Source organism: Kribbella sp. NBC_01505 (genome assembly GCF_045040285.1).
Taxonomy (GTDB): Bacteria; Actinomycetota; Actinomycetes; order Propionibacteriales; family Kribbellaceae; genus Kribbella.
On sequence record NZ_CP109425.1, the window covers coordinates 3,092,432 to 3,118,235 of the forward strand.

The window sequence follows — 25,804 nt, forward strand, 5'->3', positions numbered from 1 at the left end:
TGACCGGTCGCAGCCGGTCAGGACTCCTGCATCGGAATCCGGACCCCGCGTTCGGCGGCGACGCGGCCAGCTTTGTCATAGCCGGCGTCGACATGGCGGATCACGCCCATGGCCGGATCGTTGGTGAGTACCCGTTCCAGCTTCTGCCGGGCCAGATCGGTGCCATCGGCAACCGACACCTGACCGGCATGGATGGACCGGCCCATCCCGACGCCGCCGCCCTGGTGGATCGACACCCACGACGCGCCGGACGAGACGTTCACCATCGCGTTCAGCAACGGCCAGTCCGCGATCGCGTCCGAGCCGTCGAGCATTCCTTCGGTCTCGCGGTACGGCGAGGCCACACTGCCGGTGTCCAGGTGGTCCCGGCCGATCACGATCGGCGCCTCGAGCTCACCCGAGGCGACCATGTCGTTGAATCGCACGCCCGCCTTGTCCCGCTCGCCCTGACCGAGCCAGCAGATCCGCGCCGGCAGGCCCTGGAAGGCGACCCGCTCACCGGCCATCTTGATCCAGCGGGTCAGGTGCTCGTTGTCCGGGAACAGGTCGAGAATGGCCTGGTCGGTCTTGGCGATGTCCGCCGGGTTCCCCGACAGCGCCGCCCACCGGAACGGGCCCTTGCCCTCACAGAACAACGGCCGGATGTACGCCGGAACGAACCCGGGGAACTCGAACGCCCGCGCGTACCCGGCCTTGCGGGCCTCGTCGCGGATCGAGTTGCCGTAGTCGAACACCTCGGCGCCGGCGTCCTGGAAGCCGACCATCGCCTCGACGTGCCGAGCCATCGACTCCTGCGCGCGCTCGGTGAATCCGGCCGGGTCCTTCTCCCGGGCGGTCACCCAGTCGTCGAAGTCGACGCCCACCGGCAGATACATCAGCGGGTCGTGCGCCGACGTCTGGTCGGTGACGATGTCGATCGGCGCGCCGCGCTGCAGCAGGTCCGGCACGATCGTGGCCGCGTTCCCCAGCACACCGATCGACAGCGGCCGCCGCGCCTTACGCGCCTCTTCGGCCAGCGTCAGCGCTTCGTCGACAGAAGACGCCCGTACGTCGAGGTAGCGGTGCTCGATCCGTCGATCGATCCGGGTGGAGTCGACGTCGATGCAGATCGCGACGCCGTCGTTCATCGTGACGGCCAGCGGCTGCGCGCCACCCATGCCGCCGAGTCCCGCGGTCAGCGTGACGGTCCCGGCGAGCGTGCCGCCGAACTTCTTCGCGGCCACGGCGGCGAAGGTCTCGTACGTGCCCTGCAGGATGCCCTGGGTGCCGATGTAGATCCACGACCCGGCCGTCATCTGGCCGTACATGGTCAGGCCCAGCGCGTCGAGCTTGCGGAACTCCTCCCAGTTGGCCCAGTCGCCGACCAGGTTCGAGTTCGCGAGCAGCACCCGCGGCGCCCACTCGTGGGTCTGCATGACGCCGACCGGCCGGCCCGACTGGACCAGCATGGTCTCGTCGGCCTTCAGCGTGGTCAGCGTGCGGACCATCGCGTCGAACGAGTTCCAGTCCCGGGCCGCTTTGCCGGAACCGCCGTACACGACCAGCTCGTCGGGGTGCTCGGCAACCTCGGGGTCGAGGTTGTTCTGCAGCATCCGCAGCGCGGCTTCCTGCTGCCAGCCGCGAGCGGTCAGCGTCGTACCGCGGGCGGCGCGTACAGGACGGGGTCCGGACATGGGTGATCCAGCCTTTCTAGAGGAGCGGGCCGGTGACGGCCTCGGCGATGGTGAGGTAGGTGCCGTCGGCAACCAAGCGGACGGAGTGCTCGATCTCCGGGGACAGGTGACGGTCGGTCCCGGGACCCTCGACGTACACCCGAAGGGCATCCCGTACGGCGGCCGTGGCGGGCGACGGGGTGAGCGGTGCGCGCATATCGAGTGCGCGGGCGGCGGTCAGGATCTCGATCGCGAGCACCCGCTGGAGCCCGTCGATCGACTTGCGGAGCTTGCGCGCGGCCGACCAGCCCATCGAGACGTGGTCCTCCTGCATCGCGCTGCTCGGGATCGAGTCCACGCTGGCCGGTACGGCGAGGCGCTTCAGCTCGGAGACGATCGCGGCCTGCGTGTACTGCGCGATCATGTGCCCGGAGTCGACGCCGGGATCGTCGGCCAGGAAGGCGTTCAGACCGTGGTTGCGGGAGACGTCGAGGAAGCGATCGGTACGGCGTTCGCTGATGCTCGCGAGGTCTGCCACCGCGATCGCGAGGAAGTCGAGCACGTAGCCGACCGGAGCGCCGTGGAAGTTGCCGTTGGACTCGACCCGGCCATCGGGCAGTACGACGGGGTTGTCGATCGCGGAGGCGAGTTCGCGCTCGGCGACAGTGGCCGCATGGGCCGCGGTGTCGCGAACGGCACCGTGGACCTGGGGCGAACACCTCAAGGAGTAAGCATCCTGGACGCGGTTGCAGTCGGGGCCGCGGTGGCTGGCGACGATGCCGCTGTCGGTGAGGATCGTGCGCAGGTTGGCCGCGGACACACCCTGGCCGACCTGCGGACGCAGGGCGTGGAGTTCGGCGGCGAAGACGCGGTCGGTGGCGAGCTGACCTTCGACGCTCATCGCGGCGGCGATGTCGGCCGTCTTCACGAGTCGGTCGAGGTCGGCGAGCGCGAGCACCAGCATGCCGAGCATGCCGTCGGTGCCGTTGATCAGCGCGAGTCCTTCCTTCTCAGCCAGGACCACCGGCTGGAGGCCGTGAGCCTGCAGGGCCTCGCCGGCGTCGCGAAGGTTGCCGTCGGCATCGCGGACCTGACCTTCACCCATCACCGCGAGCGCGACATGCGACAGCGGGGCGAGGTCGCCGGAACAACCGAGGCTGCCGTACTCGTGCACGATCGGAGTGAGCTTCGCGTTGAGCAGACCGGCGTACGCCTGAGCCGTCTCGACCTTCACACCCGTGCGCCCGGTAGAGAGAGTGGACAGTCTGAGGAGCGCGAGGGCGCGGACGACCTCGGTCTCGACCTCGGGGCCCGAGCCGGCGGCGTGCGATCGGACCAGGCTGCGCTGCAGCTGGGCCCGCAGCTCCGGCGCGATGTGCCGCGTCGCGAGCGCACCGAAGCCGGTGGAGACGCCGTAGTGCGGGGTGTCCGCGTGCGCCAGGGCCTCGATCGCGGCCCGCGACTTCGCGATCTCCTCGAGCGCCTGGTCGCTGATCCGGACCTGGGCTCCGTGCCGCGCCACCGCGACGACCTCGGCCGCTGTCAGCGGGCCGACTCCGACGATCACCGTGCTGCTGGTCTGTTCCACCCGCTCATTGGACCCCCTGGACCGGCTTGCCGACAGCCGGTGACACGCGGGTTCTGTCTCGGGTCTGAGACATATCGCTCGCCTTGAGCACGACTCGACCACCTTTTTCGCCGCGAAATGACTGAACCGTGCTCAAGGCCTGTGGACCCTGGGCGCGACTACGGTGGGTGGATGGTGTTCGAGATCCGGACGGCGGAGCCGGGGGATGCGGCCGGGATCGCGGCGGTCTGGGCGGCCGCGATGCCGCAGTTGGTGAAGACCGCACGCGGGATCGAGGCCGAACTCCGCAACAACCAGGGCCGGATCGTACTGATCGCCGTCGCCGGGTCCGAGGTGGTCGGTTACGCGAACCTCCACCTCCCCGATCCGGCTGATCAGGCGCCGCGGGTGCGGATCGCCGTACAGGTTCCTCCGGCCGTACGCCGCAATGGGATCGGCACCGCCTTGGTGGCGCGTGTCGTCGACCGGGCCGCCGCGGCCGGCGCCGCGCGACTGCTGACGGTGGCCAACGACGACTCGCTCGACTTCGCGACCAAGCACGGCTTCACGATCGGCCGGCGGATGAGCCATTCGCAGGCCGACCTGAGCACTGCCCCGGATCCGCTTCCCGTGCCCGACGGCCTACGGCTCGTCACGTACGACGCGCTGTCGCCGGAACGACTGCACGAGGCGGAGGTCGCCGTACGGGATGACGACCCGAGCGGCCTGTCGAGCGGCGGCGGGTACGACGAGTGGCTGGCGCGAGCGTGGAACCACCCCGACCTGCGGCGCGACCTGAGCTTTGCCGTGGTCGACGGGGAGGACGTGCAGTCCTTCGTGTCGACCACCGTCGACCCGGACCGGCGAGTGATCTGGTCCAACTTGACCGGAACTGTGCCGTCCGCCCGGGGCCGCGGGCTGGCCAAGATCGTGAAGTCGCACGCCTTGGCGGCGTCCCGGGATGCTGGGATGGTGACTGCCTTGACCGGGAACGACGCGGCGAACGTGCCGATGCTCGCGGTCAATCGATGGCTCGGATACCGCGAGTCGGGCTCGGCGTGGACCGCGGAGAAGGACCTGTGATCCGGTTCGCGCTGACCCTGCTGTTCTTCCTGGGGTTGTCGCTCGGCGTCGGCTTCCTGCTCTCCGGTGACGACTCCTTCGACTGGGCGATCGCGGGCGGTTTGTTCGCCTTCGCGACCGCCGGCGAATTGTTGCGGTGGTGGGTCCGTCGACGGCCGCGAAAGAATTCGGCTCGGCAATCGTCCGGAATCTGAGACAGGCCGGTTACCCTGCCGTTGTGAGCGGCAACGTTCCCGCCTCGACCCGTACCCTGCGGGTGCTGACGTTCCTGGCGACCCAGCCCGGGCCGGTACCGATGGAGCGCATCGCCTCCGCGGTCGGCCTGCCACGCTCGTCGACGTACCACTTGCTCCGGGCAATGATGGACGAGAGTTTCATCGTCCACCTCCCCGAGGAGAAGCGGTACGGCCTCGGCGTCGCCGCCTTCGAGATCGGCTCCGCCTACCTCCGCCACGACCCCCTCGAACGCCTGGCCCGCCCGCTGCTCGGCCAGCTCGTCGCCGAGATCGGCCAGACCGCCCACCTGGGCGTCCTGCACGGCCGCGAACTCGTCTACCTGCTCAAAGAGCAACCCCCACGCCCCGTCACCCTCGTCACCGACGTGGGCGTCCGCCTCCCCGCCACCCTCACCGCCTCCGGCCGAGCCCTCCTCGCAGAGTTGCCGCCTGCCCAGGTCCGAGCCCTCTTCCCCACCCCCGAGTCCTTCGTCCGCCGGACCGACCAAGGCCCCGAATCCCTGACCCAGCTAAGACGTCTCCTCGCGGACGAAAAACGCCAGGGCTACGCCTACGAAGAAGGCCACATCACCCCCGGCCTGGCCTCCCTCGCAGCCGCCGCCCTCGACCACGCCGGCCACCCCGCCGCCGCCATCTCCGTAACCTTCCGCACCGACACCCTCACCCCGGCCGACCGCCTCCACCTGACCCACCGCCTCCGCCAAGCCGCCAACGCCCTCACCCGCAGACTGCACGGCTGACCCGCCCTTGAGCACGAACCGCAACTTTGAGAACCCACCAACCATTTCCGCAGCCCGAAAACGACTGGTGGGTGCACAAAGACGCGGCGCAGGAGGGTGGATGGCGGGGACCTCGACGTCGGCGTCATCCCAGGTCGCTTCCGGTAGACGTACGACGACCCTCCGAGCCACCTGAGCTCGGAGGGTCGTCGGGGGCCGCGGCATCCACGTCGCGGCGGGTCGGGGGTGTTACCAGGAGGACTTGGTGATGCCGGGGAGTTCGCCTCGGTGGGCCATGGTGCGGAAGCGGACTCGGGAGATGCCGGCCTTGCGGAGGTAGCCGCGGGGGCGGCCGTCGGCGACATCCCGGTTGCGGATGCGGATGGGGCTGGCGTCGCGGGGGAGCTTTTGGAGCTTCAACTGGGCGGCCGTGCGCTCCTCGAAGGAGGAGGCGGGGGCCGCGATGACGCGTTTGAGTTCGGCGCGACGATCGGCGTACAGGGCGACGATCCGTTTGCGCTGTTCGTTCTTGGCGATCTTGCTTGTCTTGGCCATCAGCGCTCTTCGCGGAAGTCGACGTGCTGGCGCAGCTTGGGGTCGTACTTGCGGATGACCAGCCGGTCGGGATTGTTCCGGCGGTTCTTCCGCGTTACATAGGTGAAGCCGGTCCCCGCCGTGCTACGGAGCTTGACGATCGGCCGGAGTTCGTTGTGCTTGGCCATGCTGTTCCTTTCCTCAAGTACGGCACACAGTGTACCTTGTACTGGTAATCATTTTCAATAAGGTAGGAGTGCGGATGCTGCCGGTGACCCTGCTGACCGGCGTCGACGAGGAGTTCCGAGGGGCCGTGGGATCGAACCTGCTGGCCGCCGCGGGCCCGAACGGCGTCCTGGTCGAGTACGACGTGAGCAGCCTCGGCGCGGGCTATGTCGTGCGGATCGCGCGGACGGCGACCGGGGTGATCGACCAGGAGACGATCCGGATGGGGCATCCCTGTGTGTCGTGCGCGATGCGCAGGACGCTGGTCGAGTTGCTCAACAGCATCGCCGCCGTCGACCGGTACGACGTTGCGATCGTGTCGGTGCCTGGAGCCGGGGACTCGCAGTCCGTGGCGGAGGAGATCGCCCGCGAGGCCGAGCTCCGGGTCGACGTGGTGATCGCCACCGCCGACACCACGACCGTGGTCGCCGACCTCACCGGCGACCAGTTCATCCAGGACCGCGGGATCGCGACCGCCGCCGAGGACGGTCGGGTCATCGCCGAGGTCGTCGCCCGCCAACTCGAGTACGCCGACGCCGTCGTACTGAGCAGTGACGACGCGACCACGAAGGCCCTGATCGAGGCGATCAACCCGCAGGCGCGGGTGCAGACCACACCTGACGGCCTCCTCGCCGTCCGGTTGCACGACCCGGATGCGGCCGAGACTCGCACCGAGCCGGGCTCTATTACTGCACCGATCCGCGAGGACGAGCTGGTCAGCACGCTGGTCTGGCAGTCCGCGCGCCCGTTCCACCCCGAGCGGCTCTACGAGGTTCTCGAGGATCTAGTGACCGGTACGGCGCGTGGCCGCGGGACGGTCTGGATCGCGACCCAGCACCGCAATCGGTTGAGCTGGGACAGCTTCGGCACCAACATCTCGATCGGCGTACTGGGTCCGTGGCTGGCCGATCTGCCCGCGGACCGCTGGGCCGGCGTCGGCCAGCAGCACCAGGCCCGATCGGCTCTCGATTGGCATCCCGAGTACGGCGACCGGGCGTCGTACCTCTCCATCACCGGAGTCGGTCTGGACACCCGGGAATTACGGGCACGCCTCGACGGTTGTGTCCTACGTGCGGACGAAGCGGTTCATCCACTGACCGATCCGTTCGCCCCTTATCTGGAAGGAAGTAGTGCAGCATGAAGAAGGACATTCACCCCGATTACCGCCGGGTCGTCTTCCGGGACAAGTCCGGCAACTTCAGCTTCCTCACCGGTTCGACCAGCGCGAGCAACGAGACCATTGTCTGGAACGACGGGAACACGTATCCCGTCGTCGACGTGGAGATCTCGTCCGCCAGCCACCCGTTCTACACGGGTAACCAGCGCGTGATGGACACCCAGGGCCGCGTGGAGAAGTTCAAGAAGCGTTACGGCCAGCTGTAAACACAAGCGGCGCGAGGGCTCACCCGGGGCGGGTGGGCCCTTTCGCTTTGTACCCTCCGCGTCATGGCGATCTCCCAGTACGTCGTCCCCGGCGACGCGGTCTACCCGGAGGGCATCACGCTCGGCCCGGCCGGCGACTTCTTCGTCGGCAGCAGCGCGGACGGCACGATCTTCCGCGGTGAACTGACCAAGGAGACCGCCGAGGTCTGGCTCCCGCCCGGCACCTGCTCCGTCGCTCTGGGCCTCGCCCTGTACGACGACGCCCAGCTCCTGGTGTGCGGCGGCAAGACCGGCCTGCTGCACTGCTTCGACCTGCAGACCCGCGAGTTGGTCTGGCAGCAAGCGGTGGACGGCTACCTGAACGACATCTGGGTCGTCGGCAATCACTGCTTCGTGACCGACTCGAACCACCCGATCGTCTGGCGGTTCGACCTCCGCGCCCCGGAACCCGTACCGATCCCGCTCCCCCAGTCGTCCTATCTGAACGGCATCACCGCGCGGGACGACGTACTGTTCGTCGCCGATCAGGGCGATGAGGTGCTCTGGCGGATCGACCCCGACGGTACGGCGACGATCATCGCGACCGACTACGCGGCCGACGGCCTGCTACTGATCGACGACCTGTTGATCGGCGTCTGCAACCGCGGCGAGACCGCGCAGACCGCGTCGTACTTCCTCTCCGCCCTTCGCCTCACCGACGACGGCAAAGCGATCCCCATCGGTGAGTACGCCGATCCCCGGTTCGCCACGCCGAGCACGCTCGCGCTGGCCGGCGATCGCCTGCTGGTCGTGAACGCGCAGTTCGGCCAACGCCCGAACCCGGGTCTGCCGTTCTCCGTCCTCGCGCTAGACGTCCCCGACCTGAACCTCCCCGAGCGTCTCGGATTTCAGACACCGGTGTAGGCGCGGCGCTTACCCGCGAGGCGTGGGCGGTCTCACACTGGGGCAATGGAGCCGGTGGAGCTGTCCGGGGGTGGATTGGCGCCGTTGGAAGCCGTCGCGTTGGCGCAGCGGCGGACCGCGGTGCGGCTGGGCGACGATGCCCGGAAGCGGATGCACGAGTCGGCCCTGGCGGTCGCCGAGGTGGCTCGTCACCGGCCCGTCTACGGGCGGACCACCGGCGTCGGCGCCAACCGCGACGTCCTCACCTCGGACCCCGAGCACGGCGCGCGCCTGCTCGGCTCACACTCCACGACCGGTACGACGTCGTACCCGAAGGATGTCACCCGGCTCGGCCTGCTGATCCGGGCCAACCAGTTGGCGGCCGGCGGCTCCGGTCTCGAGCCGGCGGTCGCCGACGCGATTGTTGCCCTGCTCAACGATGACGAGCTTCCCGATCTGCATCGCGGCGGCGCGATCGGTACCGGCGACCTCGGTCCGCTGGCCGAACTCGGTCTCGCCCTCGGCGATGTCATCGACGGCACGAGCGCACTCCCGCTGCTGTCCAGCAACGCCCTCACGCTCGCCGAATGCTGCCTCGCCTACGTCGAAGCCGCCACCCTGATCAACGTCGTACCGCTGGTCGGCGCACTCTCGCACGTCGCCCTGCGCGGCAACGCCGAGGTGTACGACGTCCGCGTGCACGAGGCCCGCCCACAACCCGGACAGGTCCGCGTGGCCCGCCGGATGCGCGGTCTGCTCGAAGGTCTGCCGATCCCGCCGGCCCGGATCCAGGACCCGTTCGGCCTCCGCGCGTTCGCCCAGGTCCTCGGTCCGGCCGTCGACCATGTGGATGCCCTCGGCAACAGTCTCCGGATCGACATCAACGCGTCCGCCGAGAACCCGTTGGTGGCCGGCGACACCGTGCTGCACAACGGCAACTGGCACGCGATGCCGATCGCACTCGCGCTCGACTCGCTCCGCCTCAGCCTGCACAGCGTCGCGACCCTCTCGACCTCCCGCGTCGCCAACCTGGTCGACCCGGACTTCACCGGCCTGAGCCGCTTCCTCGCGAGCGGCGCCGAGGCCAGCTCCGGCGTGATGATGATCGAGTACGTCGCCCACGACGCCCTGGCCGCCGTCCGTTCCTCCGCCCAGCCGGCGACACTCGGTACGGCGACCTTGTCCCGCGGCGCCGAGCACCACGCCAGCTTCGCGCCCCAAGCCGCCGTACTGACCGCGCAGCTCCTGGACGCCCTCCGCGAAGTCATCTCCTGCGAACTGGTCACCGCCGTCCGCGCCGTCCGCCTGGCCGGCCTCACCCCCGACGACCTCGCCCCCGCCGCCATCGCCCCCTGGCTCGCCGACGCCCTGGCCGCCCTCCCCGACGACCTCACCGACCGCTCCCTCCGCGAAGACCTGGAAATCGCCCGCGGCCTCCTCACCCAATGGGGCGACCGCCAAGTAGAACACCCCGCCGAATCCGCCTAAATCACAGTCCCCACCGCCCGCCATCAGATGGATAGCCGGGTGGTGGGCTGGGCGGTCAGGGTCAGAGGCGGTTGTAGGCCTTGAGGGTTCGGAGGGCGGCGACGGTGACGATGCCTCGGTATTCGAGGGTGGCGGCCTGGCCTGGGGGTTCCCAGGTGATGGCCCAGCCGCCGTCGGGTTGCTGGTCGGCGATCAGGCGGTCGAGGTGTGCTTCCAGCTGCTCCGGGGTGAACAGGCCGGCCCACACGCTGTCGGGCGTCGAGGCGAGATGCAAAGGCGTCACCCCGTACGACGGATCGGCCGCATCCGCGCGGAAGTACGACAGCTTGGGGAGCCAGTCCCGAACGCGTTCGAGGTCGACGTCGCCGGTGTGCTCCAGGAACTCCAACGCCTCGTGGAGCGAATGCGCCTCGGTCGGCAGACCCTCCGCCAACTGAGCAGCACACCAGGCACCGGCCAACGAGCGCCACGGGTGCTCGACACCAAGCTTGTAGAGCCGGCCGACCAAGCCGGCGGTCGGGTTGAGACTGGGCTCGTACGTCCACTCGCTCATATGCGCGGCCCGCGGATAGTTCTCGATCACCGGCGCGGCCAGCGAGACCGCGCCCTCGGGAGTCGCCACCGAGGCCAGCCAGTCCACCGCCCGGCGGACCATCTCATCGTCCCGGGCACCGGCCGCGAGCAGGATGTCGAACGCCGTCTCCACGTCCAGCCCCAGGCTGTCCGGACACCGCTTGTCCGGCTCCAGCCCGTGCCCGAAACCACCGTCCGCGTTCTGATACCCACGCAGCGCGTCGACGACGAACGCCGGGTCAGCCCCCTCGAAGACGGTGTCGAACAGCCGGTTCTCGACCAGCCGACCCTCGAGACGTACGAAATCACGACCTGCGGTGAAGATGTCCATACCGCATACCCTCTCGCAGCGCCGACTATTGCGTCTTGAAGAAAACAGACATTCACGAACCGCACGCTGTGCCATTCTGAGCCGACAGGATCGGACGGAGGCGTGGAATGAGCTCGGACCAGCCCAACTGGGGTCCGCCGCCTCAGCAACCCCAGCCCTGGCAACAACAGCCGCAGTGGCAGCCGCCGTACCAGCAGCAATGGGGCGCGCCACCACCACCGCCGCCACCACCGCCCAAGCGGCACGGCCTGCTGATCGGCGGCCTGATCGTCGTACTACTCGCAATCACCGCCGGCATCCTCGTCTGGGTAAGCAACCGCGGCGACGAGCCGACCTACCAGCCGGCACCGCAACCCACCACCACGAGCACGCAGCCCACGACAAGCACGCCGACCACACCAGCCGCACCAGACGGCGTCAGCGTGGGAACCGTCACCACCGCGCTGTCCGGCGCCGGCTTCGTCTGCAGTGACACCGCCACGACACCACTGCTCGTCGTGAGATGTTTCGCCGACCCTGCCCTGCCCAACGGCGACCAGCGCGTCACGCTCCAGGTCCCCAACGGCTCGGTCGCCTACGCCCACATCGAGGTGAACACGTACGACGACGGCGCCGCCGCGACCCGGATCTACAAGGCCGCCGTGACCGCGGTCGCGAACTCCCTGCTCCCAACTGCCGACGCCACAGTCATTCGTACGTCGACCACCAAGGCCCCGGCCATCACCTGGGGCACGGCGACGCAGAGTCAGAACGCCAAGGGCACCTCGCACGAGCTCACCCTGACGGCCAAAGGCGCCAGGGCAAGCATTCAGGTGCAGAGCCAGACCAAGGTCACAGTCCCCGCGGCCACCAAAGCCTTGCGTGGCAAGGGTTTCACCTGCAAACCACCATCCAAGTACGGCGTCACGTCGTGCACGCGCGCGCAGGGAACCGAGCCGTACTCGGTCGACCTGTACAGCCCCTGCGGCACCAAGCTGGAGGTCAAGGGTTTCTGCCAGCAGGTCGGCGCCAACGCGCTGTTCGTGAACGCCTACGTCGGCTTCGGCCGCGCCGTCACCGACGCGGTCTACAACCGGATCCGCAACCACCTCCAGCTCGCCGCCGACCTCGCCACCGGCCAGTCGTCCACCGAAGTCAGCGACTGGATGGGCAAGAACCTCGACGGCAAGGCGCACCACACCGATCTGGAAGGCGTGCACCTCGCGATCCGGCCCGGCGCCGGTGGTCGAGCTCACGCCGGGGCCAACCCCAACGTCGTCGCCCTCGAAGTCACCGGCATCCGCCCCTACTGAGCGGACGGCAGATGCGGGGCTGCAGGGCGCAGGGTGCGGCGTCGCTCGGATGCGGGGTGCGAGTGCGGCGTCGCTCGGATGCAGGGTGCGGGTGCGGCATCGCTCGGATGCGGCCGGTGGCGTAGTCGGTGGCTGGTCGTCGCTGCGGCCGATTTACAGAGTCGGGTGGCTGGGGCAGTCTTGAGTTGAGGGGGATGGTGCGGTCGGCGACCGAGGTGTTCGTTGCCTGAGCTTCCGGGCTTCGGTTGCGGCCGCCGGCAAGGAGGTCTGGTAGCTGATTCGCCGCGGGGGCTGCAGTTCGGGTGGTGGGGGTGCTGCGTCCGGCTCGAGTGCGTTGGTCGGTAACTTTTCGTCACCCAGACCCAAAAAATCACCGACTAACAGGTCCGGCGGCATGAGCCTTGCGCTAAATGGTGGATTTTGGGGACCCCGCGACGAAAATCCACCATCTAACGGGTCGGGCGGCACAGGCCTTGCGCTTGGGTGACAGCAGATCCCCGCAAAGCGAGCTGTGCCCCCGATTCGCGCCGCACCGGACAGGCCGGACACGTACACGGTGGCTGGTCGCCGCGGCGGCCGATTTACTGAAGCGCTAGGCGGGCGTCGCCTGTGGCTGAGGGGGATGGCCAGGCCGGTGACCGCGTGTCCGCTGCCTGAGCTTACGGGCTTCGGTTGCGGTCCCGGAAAACGAGGGGATCTCCCCGCAAGTTGCTGGTTCTCCCCTCAAATTTTGAGCAGAGAAGGGCCCATTTGAACGGATATCCAGCCAAATTTCCGCAGGCCAGGGCAGGCGAGGCAGGCGACCTGAACCGCAGTGGTCAACCGCGGCGGCGGGTCACCTGACAGGCCTCCTGATCGTCGGGAGCATCCACGGCGGCGAGTCAGCTGACAGGCCCCCTCACCGTCGGGAGCAACCACAGCCCGGAAGCTCAAGCAACCGCAACCGTGGTCACCGACCGCACCATCCCCCTCAGCCGAAGACCACCCCAGCCACCCGTCTCAGGTAATACCGGCCGCAGCGGCGATCAGCCACCGTGTACGCCACCGGCCGAATCCGAGCGGCGGGACGGGACGAGCACCTTCGGGAAGGAGGGGTTCCTGTCCAGACAAAGCCCTCAACCCTCGCTACCGAACACCCGTCGCGATCCCGCTCCCCCAAACCGGTTCGGAGAAGAGCAGCCGCCAAATCACAACAGGCACTCGGTGACGAAAATCCACCTGCTAACGCAGAACCCCGCCCCAGGCACCCGACCTGCAACCACCGCGGCGCGTCAGCTACCAGACCTCCTCGCCGGCGGCCGCAACCGAAACCCGGAAGCTCAGGCAAGGTTCACTGCGGTCACCGACCGCACCATCCCCCCTCAGCCAGCCACCCGCCCAGCCACCCGACTCTGTAAATCGGCCGAAACGGCGACCAGCCACACGCATACCCCGCCGGCCGCAGTGGTTGACCACCCCAAGCGGAAGATCCACGGATACCCACTGCCAAATACCGGCAGCAACCATCCGTGAACCGGCCACGACCACACCCAACCCACATAACGTCCGAAAACCCGGAGACGGGCCCTCCGATCTTCGGACGTTACGGCAGCACCTCTCGTAACGTCCGAAAGATCCGGACGCGGGGTGCTCCGGTCTTTCGGACGTTGTGGGTTTAGGCCTCTGGGGCCCAGCCGACGGCTTCGATCCAGAAGCGGGCGAGGAAGCCGCCGGGCTCCTGGGACCAGGTCTGCCAGGCGTGGTCCATCTCGTCGACCTCGGCGCCGGTGGCGATGTTCTGCTCGATGATCTTCTCGCGCTGGCCGGACATCAGGCTGGCGGTGAAGGTGCCGACCCCGGCGACCTCCTCCGGGGTGCCGTGGTGGACGACGCGGGCGTAGCTCTCGCAGCCCACGAAGCCGGCCTCGACCAGCAGCGAACGCAACTGCTTGCCGACGAACGGCGACGTACCGGCCCGCAGCCGGCGCATCACCTCGGAAGATGCCTCTAGCAACGGATTCGTCGGGTAGAGCAGTTGGCCGTCCCAGTCCGCGTCGACGAAACCGACGACCGCACCGGGTCGCGCGACGCGGCGTACTTCCTTCATGACAGCCAGTGGATCAGGCAGGTGCTGCAGCATCGCGCTGGAGAAGATCGCGTCGAAACTGCCGTCCTCGAAGGGAAGGCCCTTCGTCACATCGCCTTCCACCAAGGTGACCGAATCTGCCCCTTCGGGCAGGCCGGGATGGAGATCGAAGCCGGTGGTCGGCCCCGGATGCACCCGCTCGGCGAGCCCGACGGTGATGGATCCCGGTCCGCATCCGAGGTCCAGGAGGCTGATCCCCGGACGCAGATGTCTGGTGAAAAAGGCTGCTTGGGTCTCGGCGGTACGTTTCGCGTAATTGACCCTGCGCGGGTCCCCCGTTGTAGTCACGGCTCGAAACGGTAGCCCATCCCGGGTTCGGTCAACAGATGTTTTGGGCGCGCCGGATCGGCCTCGAGCTTGCGCCGCAACTGACCCATGTAGAAGCGAAGGTTTCCACTCGCGCTCTCATACCCGGGCCCCCACACCTCGGTCAGCAACTGCCGTTGCGCCATCAGCTTGCCGGGATGCCGCACGAGCACCTCGAGCAGATGCCATTCCGTCGGGGTCAGCCGGATGTCCTCACCGGTCTCCAACGTGACCCGCTTCGCGGCCAGGTCGACCCGAATGCCACCGACAGCGACCACCGGCTCATCCTGCGCAAGGTTGCTCCGCCGCAGTACGGCGCGCATCCGCGCCAGCAGCTCGTCGATCCCGAACGGCTTGGTGACGTAGTCGTCCGCCCCGGCATCCAGCGCCTCGACCTTGTCGGTCTGATCGGTCCGCCCGGACAGCACCAGGATCGGTGCCTCGGTCCATCCCCGCAGCCCACGAATCACGTCGACCCCGTCGAAATCCGGCAGCCCGAGGTCCAGGATCACCAGCTCGGGCGGATGTTGCGCTGCCACCTTCAGCGCCGCCGTACCGGTGCCGGCCAGATGCACCTCGTACCCACGCGCCTTCAGGTTGATCTGCAACGCCCGCACGATCTGCGGCTCGTCGTCAACCACCAGAACCCTAGTCACCGTTAGTCCCCGTTCGTTCCCGCGCTCCAGGCACCGGTACGTCGGCAGCCGTGGCTGCTGGGACCGACACCACCATCGTCAACCCGCCACCGGGCGTGTCCTCGGGCTGCACCGATCCCTGCATCGCCTCGGCCAGTCCACGTGCCAGCGCCAAACCCAGCCCGACCCCGACCGTGTTGTCGGTGTCGCCCAATCGCTGGAACGGCGCGAACACCCGATCCCGATCCTCGCGCGGAATCCCCGGCCCGCGGTCGATCACCCGGATCTCCACCGTGTCGCCGAGTGAACTCCCCGTTACCAACGGCCCACGGTCAGCAGGCGAATAGCGGAGCGCGTTCGCGACCAGGTTCGCGATCACTCGCTCGATCAGCGCCGGATCCGCCTCGATCAACGGCAACGTGTGCGGGATGTCGACAACCACCCGCTCGCCGTCGTCGCCAAGCTCAGCCAGTACGCCGGGGATCACCTCGTCCAGCGCCATCGGCCGGGTGAACACAGGCAGTACGCCGGCCTGCAGGCGACTCAGATCCAGCAGATTGTCGACGAGCCGGGACAGCCGGTCGAGCGACTCATCCGCGGTCTCCAGCAGTTCGGACCGCTCGGACTCGCTCCACTCCACGTCAGCACTGCGCAACGAAGTCACCGACGCCTTGGCCGAGGCCAGCGGCGACCGCAGGTCGTGCCCGACGGCACGCAGCAACGCCGTACGGAGCTTGTCCGCCTCAGCCAGCGGCTTGGCCTCGGCCGCAGCTTCGGTCAGTCGAGCCCGGTCGACCAGCGCAGCCGCGTGCGCAGCAAACGCTCCAACCAGGCGCCGCTCGTCCGCCGCCAACTGCCGTCCCTGCAGGACGAGAACCAGGTCGTCCCGGCCGGGGATCTCCGCGTCGCCATCCTCCGGTCGCCGGCAGGTCGGCGTACCGGCGGAGGCGATCGGTCGCCAGATCTCGGTCAGCTCGTCGTTGTCGATGCGCTCCATCAGGCAGGCGCTCGTCATCCCGAACGCCTCGCGAACCCGTTCGAGCAGCGCCGGCAACGCGGTCTCGCCCCGCAACACCGACCCGGCGAGGGTCGCCAGCGTCTCGGACTCGGCCGCCGCCCGGGCAGCCTGTCTGGTACGGCGTGCCGCCCGGTCCACGACCGAACTCACCAGCGCTGCCACCAGCACGAAGATCGCCAGCGCGAGCGCGTTGTTCACCTCGGCGATCGTGAAGGTCTTGGTCGGTGGAGTGAAGAAGTAGTTGATCACCAGCGACCCGCCGATCGCGGTCACCAGCGCCGGCCAGAGCCCGCCGACCAGCGCGACGACGACCACGGCCAGCAGGAACGCCAGTACGTCGCTCGTCAGGTTCAGCCGGTCGCCGCCGAGGTCCAGGGCGAGCGCCAGGATCGGCTGCAGCAGAATCGACAGCAGGAACCCCTGGATCTTGCGCCGCCGCGACAGGCTGCCGTGCAGCCGCGGCAACCGGCCGCGTCCCATCTGCGAATGCGTGACGATGTGTACGTCGATATCGCCAGAATCCCGGATCGTCGACGAACCGATCCCCGGCCCGGTGAGCGCCCCGAACCGTGAGCGCCGCGAACCGCCCAGCACCAGCTGGGTCGCGTTCTCGGCCCGGGAGAAGGTCAGCAAAGCCAGCGGGACGTCATCGCCGACCACCTGGTGATAGGTCCCACCGAGCGATTCGACCAGATTGCGTTGCTCGGCCAGCCGTTTCGGGTCGGCGCCGGTCAGCCCGTCGGAGCGGGCGACGTGAACAGCGAGCAGGTCCCCGCCCGAGGAGCGGGCGGCGATCCGGGCGGCCCGCCGGATGATCGTCTCGCCCTCGGGCCCGCCGGTGAGGGCGACGACTACCCGTTCCCGGGCTTCCCAGGTCGAGTCGATGTCGTGCTGAGCCCGGTACTGCTGCAGGCCCGCGTCGACCCGATCAGCCAGCCAGAGCAGCGCGAGTTCGCGCAGGGCCGACAGGTTGCCGACCCGGAAGTAGTTGCCCAAGGCAGCATCAATCTTGTCGGCCGCATAGACGTTGCCGTGGGCCATCCGCCGGCGCAACGCCTCCGGGGTCATGTCGACCAGCTCGATCTGGTCCGCGGCCCGGACCACCCGGTCGGGCACCGTCTCCTGCTGCGGTACGCCGGTGATCTTCTCGACCACGTCGTTGATCGACTCGAGGTGCTGGATGTTGACCGCCGAGATCACGTCGATCCCAGCAGCCAGCAGCTCCTCGATGTCCTGCCAGCGCTTCTCGTTCCGGCTGCCCGGCACGTTCGTGTGCGCCAGCTCGTCGACCAGCGCGACCTCGGGCCGGCGGGCCAGCAAGGCGTCCAGATCAAGCTCGGTGAAGCTGGCACCGCGGTAGTCGACGATCCGCCGCGGTACCAGTTCGAGTCCTTCGAGCATTGCCGCGGTGTGCTCGCGCCCGTGGGTCTCCACGAGCCCGATCACCACATCGGTGCCCCGGGCCAGCCGCCGCTGACCCTCACCCAGCATCTTGTAGGTCTTCCCGACACCAGGCGCGGCCCCGAGGTAGACCCGCAACTGCCCGCGCTTGCCCATGCTCCCGATGATGTCAGCTCGCGGCCAATGCGGCGTTGAGCGTCACCACATTGACGGTCGGTTCCCCGAGGAAGCCCAGCGTGCGCCCCTTGGTGTTCTCCTTCACGAGCTGCTGCACCTGCTGGACCGACAGCCCGCGCTCCCGCGCGACCCGGTTGATCTGCAGCGCGGCGTACGCCGGACTGATCGCCGGGTCGAGTCCACTCCCGCTGGCCGTGACCGCGTCCGGCGGGACCAGCGCCGGGTCGACGCCTTCCAGCTGGGCGATCTCGTTCCGCCGGTCGTTGATCAGCTGGAGCAGATCCGGGTTGTTCGGCCCGTACTGCGAAGCCGCGCTCGCCTTCCCGTCGTACGACGCCGCCGACGGCCGGGTCTGGAACCACTTCGGGTCCGCGACCATGATCGCGTCGCCCTTGTCGTCCTTCTTGCCGCTGTCCATCGTGTACGCCTGACCGATCAGGTCGGAGGCGACCTCCTTGCCGTTCACCTTCACGATCGAGCCGTTCGCGTTGCCGTGGAACACCAGCTGCGACACCCCCGTCATCACCAGCGGATAGGCGATGCCGAGCACCACCGTGAACACCAGCAGGGCGCGCAGCGCGACCCCGAACTGCCGGACAGTGCCGGGCAGATTGCTTGCCATGATCAACTACTCCCTTACCGGAGACCCGGGATCAACGAGATCACCAGGTCGAGAAGCTTGATGCCGACGAACGGCGTGATCAGCCCGCCGACGCCGTACACGAGCAGATTGCGGCGCAGCATCGCCGAGGCCGAGGACGGCCGGTAGCGCACGCCGCGCAGCGCCAAGGGGACCAAGGCAACGATCACCAATGCGTTGAACACGATCGCCGAGACGATCGCCGTCTGCGGCGAGTGCAGCTGCATGATGTTCAGCTTGTCCAGGCCCGGGTAGGCCGCCGCGAACAGCGCCGGCAGGATCGCGAAGTACTTGGCCACGTCGTTCGCGATCGAGAACGTGGTCAGCGAGCCCCGGGTGATCAGCAACTGCTTGCCGATCTCAACGATCTCGATCAGCTTGGTCGGGTTGGAGTCCAGGTCGACCATGTTGCCGGCCTCCTTGGCCGCCGACGTCCCGGTGTTCATCGCGACCCCGACATCGGCCTGCGCGAGCGCGGGCGCGTCGTTGGTGCCGTCACCGGTCATCGCGACCAGCCGGCCGCCCTCCTGCTCCTTCTTGATCAGCGCCATCTTGTCCTCGGGCGTCGCCTCGGCCAGGAAGTCGTCGACCCCGGCCTCCTCGGCGATCGCCTTCGCGGTCAACGCGTTGTCACCGGTGATCATCACGGTCCGGATGCCCATCGCGCGCATCTGGTCGAACCGCTCCCGCATCCCGGCCTTCACCACGTCCTTGAGGTGGATCACCCCGAGTGCGCGAGCAGTGCCGCCGGCGGCCTCGGCCACGACGAGCGGCGTACCACCGGAGGCCGAGATGCCGTCGACGATCTCACCGAGCTGCGGATCCGTCGTACCGCCGTGGTTGTTGATCCAAGCGTTCACCGCGCCGGCCGCGCCCTTGCGGACCTGTCGGCCGTCCACGTCGACGCCGCTCATCCGCGTCTGCGCGGTGAACTCGACGAACGTTGCGTGCGGCAACTCTCCGGTGTGCCGCTCGCGCAGCCCGTAGCCGTTCTTCGCCAGTACGACGATCGATCGGCCTTCCGGGGTTTCGTCGGCCAGGCTGGAGAGCTGGGCGGCATCGGCCAGGTCGGTGTCGCTCACTCCGGCGACCGGGATGAACTCGGCCGCCTGCCGGTTGCCCAGCGTGATGGTGCCGGTCTTGTCCAGCAGCAAGGTGTTCACGTCACCGGCCGCCTCGACCGCGCGACCCGACATCGCCAGCACGTTGCGCTGCACGAGCCGGTCCATGCCGGCGATACCGATGGCCGACAGCAACGCACCGATCGTGGTCGGGATCAGGCAGACCAGCAGGGCCACCAGGATGATCACGCTGAGCTTCACCCCCGCGTAGTTCGCGAAGGTCGGCAGCGTGACCGTGGCGATCAGGAACACGATCGTCAGGCTGGCCAGCAGGATGTTCAGGGCGATCTCGTTCGGCGTCTTCTGCCGCGAGGCACCCTCGACCAGCGCGATCATCCGGTCGATGAAGCTCTCGCCCGGCTTGGTCATGATCTTCACGACGATCCGGTCCGACAGCACCTTGGTCCCGCCGGTGACCGCGCTGCGGTCGCCGCCGGACTCGCGGATGACCGGAGCCGATTCACCGGTGATCGCCGACTCGTCGACGCTGGCCACACCCTCGACCACGTCACCGTCGCCGGGAATGATCTGCCCGGCCTCGACCACGACCCGATCACCGAGCTGCAGTTGGGTGGCGGGGACTTCTTCTTCCCCTGATTCGGTGAGGCGGCGCGCGGTGGTCTCGGTCTTGGCCCGGCGCAGCGTCTCGGCCTGGGCCTTGCCCCGGCCCTCGGCCACGGCCTCGGCCAGGTTGGCGAAGACGACGGTCAGCCAGAGCCAGACCACGATCCACCAGGCGAACACACTGGAGTCGGTGATCGCGATGACCGTCGACGCGACCGCGCCGACCTCGACCACGAACATCACCGGGTTCTTCACCATCACCCGCGGGTCGAGCTTGCGCACGGCATCCGGGAGCGAGGTCAGCAGCATCTTCGGGTCGAACAGACCCGACGGTGCCTTCTTCTCGACCGCCTTCTCCGCTGTGCCTTTGTTAGAGGCAGGAGGTGGGGTCGTCACAACGGTAGTCACAGTCCCTCCGCGAGGGGTCCGAGAGTAAGAGCAGGGAAGTAGGTCAGGCCGGTCACGATCAGTACGACGCCGACGAGCATCGTGACGAACAAGGCCTTGTGGGTGGGCAGCGTGCCCTGGGTGACCGGGACCGGCTGCTGCTTGGCGAGCGAACCCGCCAGCGCGAGCGCGAACACGATCGGTACGAACCGGCCGAGCAGCATCACCAGGCCGAGTGCCGTGTTGTAGAACGGGATGTTCGCGCTGATGCCGCCGAACGCCGAGCCGTTGTTGTTACCGGCCGAGGTGAACGCGTACAGCACCTCGGAGAACCCGTGCGGGCTGTCTGTGTTGAAGATCGACGCCCGTGCCGTGGCCAGTCCCATCGCGATCGAGGCACCGACCAGTACGACGGTCGGCGTGGCGAGGATGTAGAGCGAGACCAGCTTCATCTCGCGCGCGGTGATCTTCTTCCGCAGGTACTCCGGTGTCCGGCCGACCATCAGGCCGGCGATGAACACGGTCAGCACGGCCAGGATCAGCATGCCGTAGAGACCGGTTCCGGTACCACCAGGCGAGACCTCACCGAGCATCATGTGGAAGAGCGTCGTACCGCCGCCGAGTGGCGTGAGCGAGTCGTGCGCGGCGTTCACCGCGCCGGTCGACGTACCGGTGGTGGAGCTGGCGAAGAGCGCCGAGGCCCATTCGCCGAAGCGGGTTTCCTTGCCCTCCATCGCGGCACCGGCCGCCCGCGTCGCCGTACCGGCTCCTTGGTTCTCGAAGAAGGTCGCGGAGAACGTGAAGGCCGCCCAGAGCGTGCCCATCACGCCGAGGATCGCGTAGCCCTGCCGCTTGTCCTTGACCATCACGCCGAACGTCCGGGTCAGGCAGACCGGGATGAGCAGGATCAGGAAGATCTCGAACAGGTTGGACAGGCCGTTCGGGTTCTCGAACGGGTGCGCGGAGTTCGCGTTGTAGAAGCCGCCACCGTTGGTGCCGAGCTCCTTGATGACCTCTTGGCTGGCCACCGGCCCACCGGGGATGGTCTGCGCCTGACCGACCACCGAGGTGACCTCGTGACCACCCGAGAAGTTCTGGACAACGCCAAGAGCAACTAGAACCAGCGTGCCGATCACCGCGATCGGGAGCAGCACCCGCAGTACGGTCCGGGTCAGGTCGACCCAGAAGTTGCCGAGCCGGTCGGTCTTGGCCCGCGCGAAGCCGCGGATCAGCGCGACCGCGACGGTGATGCCGACGGCGGCGGAGAGGAAGTTCTGTACGGCGAGGCCGGCGAACTGGACCAGGTGGCCCATCGTCACCTCGGGCGAGTACGACTGCCAGTTCGTGTTCGACACGAACGACGCCGCGGTGTTGAACGCCAGACCGGACGGAACGTTCGGCAGGCCGAGCGCCAGCGGCAGGTGACTCTGCACCCGCTGCAGGATGTACAGCAGGAGGACGCTGATCGCGGAGAACGCGAGCAGCGAACGGGCGTAGACAGCCCAGGTCTGGTCGGCCTTCGAGTCCACACCGAAGAGCCGGTAGGCGCCCCGCTCGACCCGGAGGTCGGAGTCGGAGGTGTAGACCCTGGCCATGTACCCACCGAATGGCCGGTAGACCACGGCCAGGCACGCGACCAGGAGGCCGACCTGCAACAGGCCGGCGGCGGAGTCGGACATCAGAACCTCTCGGGGAAGATCAGGGCGGCGACCAGGTAGAGGACCAGGGCCACGGCCACCACCAGACCGGCGACGTTCTCGGCGCTCACAACTTCTCCACTCCACGCAGCGCGAACCAGACGGCCGCGAACACGACGACGGTGACGGCGAGGTAGATCACGTCAGCCACGACTGCACCTCACGGGTTTCTTGCTCATGGCTCCACTGCACACCGCTCGCTGCCTGGTCAGGAGGGTTCTCACAGCTCTCTCACACCCGCCGACAGAGCTCTCACAGGTCTCTCACGCCCCCTGAACCCGGACCTGACTTCGCGCCTGGCCGGGCCGCCCTCATACTTACGCCGTGACTGATTTGGACATCGCCGCCCCCGCCGAGCAGTTCTTCTCCGCCGAGAGCCGCGAGGCCCTCGCCGAAGCCAGCCGCAAGCTCGCTGAGCGCCTCCAGGCGCACACCGAAGCGCTGCTGGCGATGACCGGCACCGAGAACCACGACACCCTGGACGAGCAGAACGCCGCCCTCGAAGAGCTCGTCGCCGACTGGAACGACGCCGTCTTCGAGCACACCGGCACCACGCCGCTGCTCCTCGACGACGACGAAGAGGGTCACGAGGACGAGGACACCGACGAGGACCACGTGATCAGCGTCGTCTCCCGGTTCGACCTGCGCGTCGTCGACCTGGACACCCTCCTGGAGGCCGGCCGCGCCGCCCAGGAACGGCACCCCGCCGAGCTCGAGGAAGGCGGCGAGGCCGACCCGGTCGAGACCGCCGAGCAGGCCATCTTCGAGATCAGCCGCGAGGTCGGCGAGGCCTGGTTCGAGCTCCCCGGCATCGAGATGCTCGCCGGCGCCCGCGCGTACGTCGTACCGGAAGCGCCGTTCGAGCCCCTCGACCCGGACGCCGAGGACATCACCACCGAGCTCTCCGCCCCGAACGGCATCCCGACCCACGCGGAGTCCTGGGCCTGATCTTCTGATCTGAACCGGCCGGCACCTGCCGACGTATCGAGGATGTTCCGTCCCTCGATCGACAGGAAGTGACATGTCGTTTCGTCTGAAGGGTCGCCCCGTAGTGCTGGCGACCGTGCTCGTGGGTGGACTGGGGCTCGTCGCCCCGGTAGCAAGTGCACACCCGTACGGCGGGCCCCATGGCGGGCTCGCCGTACAGCAGGTGAACCTGGTCTCCGACCAGCCGGGCAAGGCCCCGTTGACCGACCCGGACCTGGTGAACCCGTGGGGCATGTCCCTCGGGGCAGCCTCGCCGTTGTGGACGTCCAACGCCGGTACGTCGACCTCGACCCTCTACACGGCCGCGCCCACGAAGGTGCCGACCGTCCGGGTGAACGTGCCCGCGCCGACCGGCCAGGTGGCGAACGCCGGTACCGGCTTCGTGCTGACCAACGGGACGGCCAGTGCCCCGGCCCGCTTCATCTTCGCCACCCTGACCGGCCAGATCGCGGCCTGGGGACCGCCGGTGAGCCCGCTCGTCGGGGCCGCCGAGATCAAGGCGACCACACCGGGCGCCGCCTACACCGGCCTGGCCCTGGCAACGACCGGCACCGGGGATCGGTTGTACGCCGCGAACTTCGCCCAGCACCGGATCGACGTCTTCGACAGCACGTTCAAGCCGGTCAAGCAGTCCTGGTGGGCCTTCCGTGACTTCGCGCTCCCCGCGGCCTACGCACCCTTCAACGTGCAGGCCCTGGACGGCCGGATCTTCGTCAGCTACGCCAAGGTCGACAAGAAGACCGGCCGCAGCGCCGCCGGGCACGGCCTCGGCTACGTCGACGAATTCACGGTCGACGGCAAGTTCGTCGCCCGGGTAGCGTCCCGCGGCGACCTCAACGCGCCCTGGGCCCTCGCCCTCGCCCCCACCGCCTGGGGCCAGCCGGCAGGCACCCTCCTCGTCGGCAACTTCGGCGACGGCCGCATCAACATCCTCCAGCCCAAGTCCCACCACCGCTACAAGTCCGCGGGGCAGGTCCGCACCCCCGCAGGGAAGCCCCTGGCCATCGACGGCCTCTGGGCCCTGACCCAAGCCACCGCCACCACCGGCGGCACCGACGCCCTCTGGTTCTCAGCCGGCCCCAACAACGAAACCCACGGCCTGGTAGGCCTCCTCCGCAAGCCGTAAACCGTCCGAACGGCGCCAAGGCCGGCGGCCGAACCGGCCTTGAGCACCGTTCAACCATCACCACCCGTCACAAACGATCGACCCGCGCTCAAGGCCGCCCTGAGAGCACGCCCAGCAGCGGGAGTGGTGTCGCTGCCGGCGCCCACCCCGTGGACGCCCTTCACCCCCTCACCGCCGTCACCGCCGTCACCGCCGTCACCGCCGTCACCGCCGGAATCCACCTCACCGTCGCCAAGAACACGTACTAGTCCCCACTCCGACGATCTGGACCCTGGTCCCACGCCTGGCGCCCGGTCGCCGAGCCACCACCACGTGTCGTTAGCGACGAATCCTCCGAAGAACAGGACATATCGGAGGCCTGGGCGGCCGCGCTGTCGACACTGAGCGGAGCGAGGGCACCGGCAGACCGACAGGTCCTGTCGCTCGGCGGATCGTGTCCACGCCTAGGCACGGGGCCGGATCGGCAAGGCATGCATCGTCTGAACGACAGGACGTATACGGCTGCTGAGCTGGTCCAGAGGGCGGCGGGGAGCGTGGCGACGGCGTGTGGCACAGGTATATGTCCTGTGCTTCGGAGACCGGGTGCCGGGTGTAAATGGGGTGAGGGATGGGTGGTTGGGGAGGAGGGTGAGGGGATGGATTACGACTTCTTGGTGCGGGCGGAGGAGTTGGAGCTGAAGTATCGGGCTCCTCGGCCGGAGGTGCGGTTGGGGTTTGGGCGGGCGGGGTTGGCCTGGGCCGAGTGGCGGGAGGCGGCTGCGGCGCGGCTTGGGGAGGTGCTCGCGGTTGATGCCGGGGTGCGGGCGGGCGAGGTGCGGGAGCTTCGGCGTACGACGACCGAGGGGGTTGAGGTTGTTGCGTTGGTGATGGGGGTCGGGGACGGGTTGTCGGTGCCGGCGTACCTGCTGAATCCGGGCGGGCAGCGGGTGGTGCTGGCGTTGCACGGGCATGGGCAGGTGGATGAGTGCCTGCGGATCAACGGGGTGCATGAGGACTACCACCACAACTTCGCGATCGAGCTCGCGAAGGCCGGGCATATGGTGCTGTTGCCGGAGCTGCGGGGGTTCGGGGTGCTCAGTGATCTCGCGGCGCAGCGGGAGAGCGAGAGCCTGAGCTACTGGCGGTGGGGTGAGCACATGGTCTACACGCTGCTCACGGATACCTTCCAGCGCGGTCGGACGTTGCTGGGCGACACCGTCGAGGATCTGCTGCGCTGGGAGGACTGGCTCGACACGGAATGCGATGTCGTCGGGATCTCGTGGGGCGGGGATCTCGCGTGTGCGTATCCGGTGTTCAGCAATCGGGTGCGGAGGATCTTTGCGAGCGGGACGTTGGGATCGTTCGAGGCGGTGTTCGCGGAGGCGGGGAGTGCGCCGGCGCATTGTGTGCCTGGGATCCTGGAGTGGTTCGACCGGGCGGACATCGCTGGGTTGAACGCGCCGCGCCGGTTGGCCGTGCACTACGGCGCACTCGACGTACCGGGGCCAGGGAACGGGTCGGCGGCGTACAACAGCACTGCGCCGGAGGCGTTTGCGCAGCTGCAGGAGATCTATGCCGCGGCCGGTGCCCGCGATGAGGTGACGTTGCATGTCACCGCGGGCCTCGGCCACGAGATGGATGTCGAACTGCTCAAAGGCTTCCTCAGTTGCTGACGA

The 25,804-nt window shown here is 68.3% G+C and carries 23 protein-coding genes; 11 read left to right on the top strand and 12 right to left on the bottom strand.

The genetic code is table 11. From position 1 onward, the window contains the following. Nucleotides 1-17 precede the first annotated feature (17 nt). Nucleotides 18-1,673, bottom strand: coding sequence for a urocanate hydratase (gene hutU / locus OG474_RS14525; RefSeq protein WP_405062803.1), 1,656 nt, complete (start codon nucleotides 1,671-1,673; stop codon nucleotides 18-20). Nucleotides 1,674-1,689: 16 nt separating this feature from the next. Next, nucleotides 1,690-3,240: a histidine ammonia-lyase gene (gene hutH / locus OG474_RS14530; protein WP_405062804.1), complete on the bottom strand. Its 1,551-nt coding sequence runs from the start codon at nucleotides 3,238-3,240 to the stop codon at nucleotides 1,690-1,692. A gap of 171 nt (nucleotides 3,241-3,411) precedes the next feature. On the opposite strand from hutH, the gene OG474_RS14535 reads away from it, so the two are divergent. From OG474_RS14535 to OG474_RS14545, 3 genes are read left to right on the top strand one after another with little or no spacing between them, the layout of a single operon-like run. After that, nucleotides 3,412-4,302 carry a GNAT family N-acetyltransferase gene (locus tag OG474_RS14535; protein WP_405062805.1) on the top strand — a complete coding sequence of 297 codons (891 nt, stop codon included), beginning with the start codon at nucleotides 3,412-3,414 and terminating at the stop codon, nucleotides 4,300-4,302. Next, nucleotides 4,299-4,496, top strand: coding sequence for a hypothetical protein (locus tag OG474_RS14540; RefSeq protein ID WP_405062806.1), 198 nt, complete (start codon nucleotides 4,299-4,301; stop codon nucleotides 4,494-4,496). The genes OG474_RS14535 and OG474_RS14540 overlap by 4 nt, the downstream gene beginning before the upstream one ends. A gap of 23 nt (nucleotides 4,497-4,519) precedes the next feature. Then, entirely contained in the window at nucleotides 4,520-5,278 is a 759-nt protein-coding gene (locus OG474_RS14545) for an IclR family transcriptional regulator (protein WP_405062807.1), read from the top strand. A gap of 228 nt (nucleotides 5,279-5,506) precedes the next feature. Here the strand turns inward: OG474_RS14545 and rpsN are convergent, their stop codons facing one another. Together rpsN and rpmG are read right to left on the bottom strand one after the other, a co-directional pair. Next, the gene (gene rpsN / locus OG474_RS14550) at nucleotides 5,507-5,812 is read right to left on the bottom strand and encodes a 30S ribosomal protein S14 (protein ID WP_405062808.1); all 306 of its coding nucleotides are present in this window, start codon (nucleotides 5,810-5,812) and stop codon (nucleotides 5,507-5,509) included. After that, a complete protein-coding gene (gene rpmG, locus OG474_RS14555) occupies nucleotides 5,812-5,979 on the bottom strand; it encodes a 50S ribosomal protein L33 (RefSeq protein ID WP_132405751.1) in 168 nt (55 codons plus the stop codon). The genes rpsN and rpmG overlap by 1 nt, the downstream gene beginning before the upstream one ends. A 74-nt stretch (nucleotides 5,980-6,053) precedes the next feature. Here rpmG and OG474_RS14560 point away from each other — a divergent pair, with 74 nt between their 5' ends. The 4 genes from OG474_RS14560 (at nucleotide 6,054) to OG474_RS14575 (ending at nucleotide 9,769) form a co-directional block, all read left to right on the top strand. Beyond that, nucleotides 6,054-7,157 carry a CobW family GTP-binding protein gene (locus OG474_RS14560; RefSeq protein ID WP_405062809.1) on the top strand — a complete coding sequence of 368 codons (1,104 nt, stop codon included), beginning with the start codon at nucleotides 6,054-6,056 and terminating at the stop codon, nucleotides 7,155-7,157. Further along, the gene (locus OG474_RS14565) at nucleotides 7,154-7,399 is read left to right on the top strand and encodes a type B 50S ribosomal protein L31 (protein ID WP_405062810.1); all 246 of its coding nucleotides are present in this window, start codon (nucleotides 7,154-7,156) and stop codon (nucleotides 7,397-7,399) included. Before OG474_RS14560 ends, OG474_RS14565 begins: the two co-directional genes overlap by 4 nt. 63 nt (nucleotides 7,400-7,462) lie before the next feature. Beyond that, the gene (locus OG474_RS14570; RefSeq protein WP_405062811.1) at nucleotides 7,463-8,302 is read left to right on the top strand and encodes a hypothetical protein; all 840 of its coding nucleotides are present in this window, start codon (nucleotides 7,463-7,465) and stop codon (nucleotides 8,300-8,302) included. 45 nt (nucleotides 8,303-8,347) lie between these two features. Then, the gene (locus tag OG474_RS14575; RefSeq protein WP_405062812.1) at nucleotides 8,348-9,769 is read left to right on the top strand and encodes an aromatic amino acid lyase; all 1,422 of its coding nucleotides are present in this window, start codon (nucleotides 8,348-8,350) and stop codon (nucleotides 9,767-9,769) included. A gap of 61 nt (nucleotides 9,770-9,830) precedes the next feature. Here the strand turns inward: OG474_RS14575 and OG474_RS14580 are convergent, their stop codons facing one another. Then, nucleotides 9,831-10,673, bottom strand: a complete 843-nt coding sequence (locus OG474_RS14580; RefSeq protein WP_405062813.1) for a hypothetical protein — start codon at nucleotides 10,671-10,673, stop codon at nucleotides 9,831-9,833. Between the two features lie 107 nt (nucleotides 10,674-10,780). Between OG474_RS14580 and OG474_RS14585 the strand changes: the two genes are divergently transcribed. Beyond that, complete coding sequence (locus OG474_RS14585) at nucleotides 10,781-11,965, top strand: hypothetical protein (protein WP_405062814.1); 1,185 nt, start codon at nucleotides 10,781-10,783, stop codon at nucleotides 11,963-11,965. 1,654 nt (nucleotides 11,966-13,619) lie between these two features. Here the strand turns inward: OG474_RS14585 and OG474_RS14590 are convergent. From OG474_RS14590 to kdpF, 7 genes are all read right to left on the bottom strand, one after another. Further along, the gene (locus OG474_RS14590) at nucleotides 13,620-14,378 is read right to left on the bottom strand and encodes a class I SAM-dependent methyltransferase (RefSeq protein WP_405062815.1); all 759 of its coding nucleotides are present in this window, start codon (nucleotides 14,376-14,378) and stop codon (nucleotides 13,620-13,622) included. Next, nucleotides 14,375-15,052, bottom strand: a complete 678-nt coding sequence (locus OG474_RS14595) for a response regulator (RefSeq protein ID WP_405062816.1) — start codon at nucleotides 15,050-15,052, stop codon at nucleotides 14,375-14,377. The genes OG474_RS14590 and OG474_RS14595 overlap by 4 nt, the downstream gene beginning before the upstream one ends. Continuing rightward, nucleotides 15,045-17,606, bottom strand: coding sequence for a DUF4118 domain-containing protein (locus OG474_RS14600; RefSeq protein WP_405062817.1), 2,562 nt, complete (start codon nucleotides 17,604-17,606; stop codon nucleotides 15,045-15,047). The genes OG474_RS14595 and OG474_RS14600 overlap by 8 nt, the downstream gene beginning before the upstream one ends. A 13-nt stretch (nucleotides 17,607-17,619) precedes the next feature. Next, nucleotides 17,620-18,249 (bottom strand): K(+)-transporting ATPase subunit C, encoded by a 630-nt coding sequence (gene kdpC / locus OG474_RS14605; protein ID WP_405062818.1) that lies wholly within the window; start codon nucleotides 18,247-18,249, stop codon nucleotides 17,620-17,622. A 14-nt stretch (nucleotides 18,250-18,263) separates the two neighbouring features. Further along, complete coding sequence (gene kdpB / locus OG474_RS14610; RefSeq protein ID WP_405064575.1) at nucleotides 18,264-20,276, bottom strand: potassium-transporting ATPase subunit KdpB; 2,013 nt, start codon at nucleotides 20,274-20,276, stop codon at nucleotides 18,264-18,266. An 80-nt stretch (nucleotides 20,277-20,356) separates the two neighbouring features. Next, the gene (gene kdpA, locus OG474_RS14615; protein WP_405062819.1) at nucleotides 20,357-22,018 is read right to left on the bottom strand and encodes a potassium-transporting ATPase subunit KdpA; all 1,662 of its coding nucleotides are present in this window, start codon (nucleotides 22,016-22,018) and stop codon (nucleotides 20,357-20,359) included. After that, entirely contained in the window at nucleotides 22,018-22,107 is a 90-nt protein-coding gene (gene kdpF / locus OG474_RS14620; RefSeq protein ID WP_132405777.1) for a K(+)-transporting ATPase subunit F, read from the bottom strand. The genes kdpA and kdpF overlap by 1 nt, the downstream gene beginning before the upstream one ends. 253 nt (nucleotides 22,108-22,360) lie before the next feature. On the opposite strand from kdpF, the gene OG474_RS14625 reads away from it, so the two are divergent. The 3 genes from OG474_RS14625 to OG474_RS14635 all read left to right on the top strand — a co-directional run bounded on the left by OG474_RS14625 (nucleotide 22,361) and on the right by OG474_RS14635 (nucleotide 25,801). Beyond that, on the top strand, nucleotides 22,361-22,984 hold the full coding sequence (locus OG474_RS14625; protein WP_405062820.1) for a hypothetical protein: 624 nt from the start codon (nucleotides 22,361-22,363) through the stop codon (nucleotides 22,982-22,984). A gap of 73 nt (nucleotides 22,985-23,057) precedes the next feature. After that, on the top strand, nucleotides 23,058-24,149 hold the full coding sequence (locus tag OG474_RS14630) for a TIGR03118 family protein (protein WP_405062822.1): 1,092 nt from the start codon (nucleotides 23,058-23,060) through the stop codon (nucleotides 24,147-24,149). A gap of 635 nt (nucleotides 24,150-24,784) precedes the next feature. Beyond that, a complete protein-coding gene (locus OG474_RS14635) occupies nucleotides 24,785-25,801 on the top strand; it encodes a hypothetical protein (RefSeq protein WP_405062823.1) in 1,017 nt (338 codons plus the stop codon). The last annotated feature ends 3 nt before the right edge of the window (nucleotides 25,802-25,804 follow it).

What these genes read in the sequence shown, in the direction of transcription:
- hutU (WP_405062803.1), bottom strand. Translation starts at nt 1,673, where the DNA reads ATGTCCGGACCCCGTCCTGTACGCGCCGCCCGCGGTACGACGCTGACC.
- OG474_RS14535 (WP_405062805.1), top strand. Translation starts at nt 3,412, where the DNA reads ATGGTGTTCGAGATCCGGACGGCGGAGCCGGGGGATGCGGCCGGGATC.
- rpsN (WP_405062808.1), bottom strand. Translation starts at nt 5,812, where the DNA reads ATGGCCAAGACAAGCAAGATCGCCAAGAACGAACAGCGCAAACGGATC.
- rpmG (WP_132405751.1), bottom strand. Translation starts at nt 5,979, where the DNA reads ATGGCCAAGCACAACGAACTCCGGCCGATCGTCAAGCTCCGTAGCACG.
- OG474_RS14560 (WP_405062809.1), top strand. Translation starts at nt 6,054, where the DNA reads ATGCTGCCGGTGACCCTGCTGACCGGCGTCGACGAGGAGTTCCGAGGG.
- OG474_RS14565 (WP_405062810.1), top strand. Translation starts at nt 7,154, where the DNA reads ATGAAGAAGGACATTCACCCCGATTACCGCCGGGTCGTCTTCCGGGAC.
- OG474_RS14570 (WP_405062811.1), top strand. Translation starts at nt 7,463, where the DNA reads ATGGCGATCTCCCAGTACGTCGTCCCCGGCGACGCGGTCTACCCGGAG.
- OG474_RS14575 (WP_405062812.1), top strand. Translation starts at nt 8,348, where the DNA reads ATGGAGCCGGTGGAGCTGTCCGGGGGTGGATTGGCGCCGTTGGAAGCC.
- OG474_RS14580 (WP_405062813.1), bottom strand. Translation starts at nt 10,673, where the DNA reads ATGGACATCTTCACCGCAGGTCGTGATTTCGTACGTCTCGAGGGTCGG.
- OG474_RS14585 (WP_405062814.1), top strand. Translation starts at nt 10,781, where the DNA reads ATGAGCTCGGACCAGCCCAACTGGGGTCCGCCGCCTCAGCAACCCCAG.
- OG474_RS14600 (WP_405062817.1), bottom strand. Translation starts at nt 17,606, where the DNA reads ATGGGCAAGCGCGGGCAGTTGCGGGTCTACCTCGGGGCCGCGCCTGGT.
- kdpC (WP_405062818.1), bottom strand. Translation starts at nt 18,249, where the DNA reads ATGGCAAGCAATCTGCCCGGCACTGTCCGGCAGTTCGGGGTCGCGCTG.
- kdpA (WP_405062819.1), bottom strand. Translation starts at nt 22,018, where the DNA reads ATGTCCGACTCCGCCGCCGGCCTGTTGCAGGTCGGCCTCCTGGTCGCG.
- OG474_RS14630 (WP_405062822.1), top strand. Translation starts at nt 23,058, where the DNA reads ATGTCGTTTCGTCTGAAGGGTCGCCCCGTAGTGCTGGCGACCGTGCTC.
- OG474_RS14635 (WP_405062823.1), top strand. Translation starts at nt 24,785, where the DNA reads ATGGATTACGACTTCTTGGTGCGGGCGGAGGAGTTGGAGCTGAAGTAT.